This is a genomic window from uncultured Brevundimonas sp., assembly GCF_963974615.1.
In the GTDB taxonomy this organism is placed as follows: Bacteria; Pseudomonadota; Alphaproteobacteria; order Caulobacterales; family Caulobacteraceae; genus Brevundimonas.
On the sequence record NZ_CAXBDH010000042.1, the window covers coordinates 1 to 1,502 of the forward strand.

The 1,502-nt window shown below is 67.0% G+C and carries 1 protein-coding gene; it reads left to right on the forward strand.

Going from position 1 to position 1,502, the window contains the following annotated elements:
• A partial coding sequence (locus tag AAC050_RS14570; protein WP_339915800.1) for a condensation domain-containing protein occupies window positions 1–1,502 on the forward strand: 1,502 nt, incomplete at both ends.

Here is a 1,502-nt window from a genome sequence, read left to right on the forward strand (position 1 = left end):
GACTCTGGTTCCTCGCTCAGCTCGAAGGCAGTGCAGCCCCCGATGGCGTTCAGTCCGCCACCTACAATGTCACCGCCGCCCTCGGCCTTGACGGCGCCCTCGACGAGACCGCCTTGCGCGCCGCCCTCTGCGCCCTGACCGCCCGGCACGAGAGCCTGCGCATGAATGTCCGCACCGAAGCCGGACAGCCCGTCCTGCTGCTCCGCGAGGCCTACGATCCCCTGATCGTCGAGGACCTGGCCCTTGAGACGGGTGAAGACCGTGACGCGGTTCTCCGCGCCCGGGCAGCCGCCCATGCCGCAGCCCCCTTCGATCTCGCAACCGAGCCCCTGCTCCGCCTCACCCTGCTCCGGATTGGCGAGAGCCGGCAGGTGCTGCTGGTCAACCTGCATCACATCGCCGCCGACGGCTGGTCCCTCGGGGTGCTGGTCCGCGATCTCAGTGCCCTCTATGCCGCCGCCCTTGCTGACGAGCCCTGTGCCCTGCCGCCGCTACCGGTCCAGTATGCCGACTATGCCGCCTGGCAGCGGGACTGGTTGAGTGGCGCTGTTCTGGAACAACAGATCGCCTATTGGCGCGACCGCCTCGCGGATGCCCCCGCCCTGCTGGAGCTGCCCGCGGACAGGCCCCGCCCCGCCACCAGGACCTGTCGCGGCGGGCACCGTGCCCTCACCCTCGCGCCAGAGCTGACTGACCGCCTCGAGGCCTTCAGCCGGGCAAAGGGCGTCACCCTCTTCATGACCCTGCTCGCCGGCTTCAAGACCCTGCTGCACCGTTACAGCGGACAGCAAGACATCCTCGTCGGCTCGCCCATCGCCAACCGTACACATGCCCAGACAGAAGAGCTGGTCGGCTTCTTCGTCAACACCCTCGTCCTGCGCAGCACCGTCACCCGCGAGACCTCTTTCGAGGCCCTGCTTTCCCGGGTGCGCGAGACAGCCCTCGATGCCTATGCCCATCAGGACCTGCCCTTCGAGACACTGGTGAACGAGTTGCAGCCGGAACGCTCTCTCTCCCACTCCCCGCTCTTCCAGGTCATGTTCGCCCTGCAGAACGCCCCGCAGGAGGAACTGCGTCTCGGCGATGCCGTCATCCAGACCCTCGCCCCCGATCTCGGGACCGCCAAGTTCGATCTCACCCTCAGTATCGAGGCCGGACCACAGGGCCTGACCTGCAACTGGGAATATGCAGGCGATCTCTTCGATCCCTCCCGCATCGACCGCATGGCCGCCCATTACAGCACCCTGCTGGAAAGCCTGCTTGCCGCACCCGAAGCCCCTGCCGGCACATTGCCGCTGCTGACGGAAGCAGAACGGGCCGAGCTTGCAGGCTGGGCTGGTGGGGCGGTGTCTTATCCGCGTGAGGCATCGCTGGCCGATCTCTTTGGAGAGATCGTTGCGGCTGCCCCCGATGCGCCCGCACTGCGATTGGGTAAGACCACGCTGAGCTATACGGAGCTTGATGACCGTGCTGGCAGGCTCGCGGCCTATATCGATGCGCAC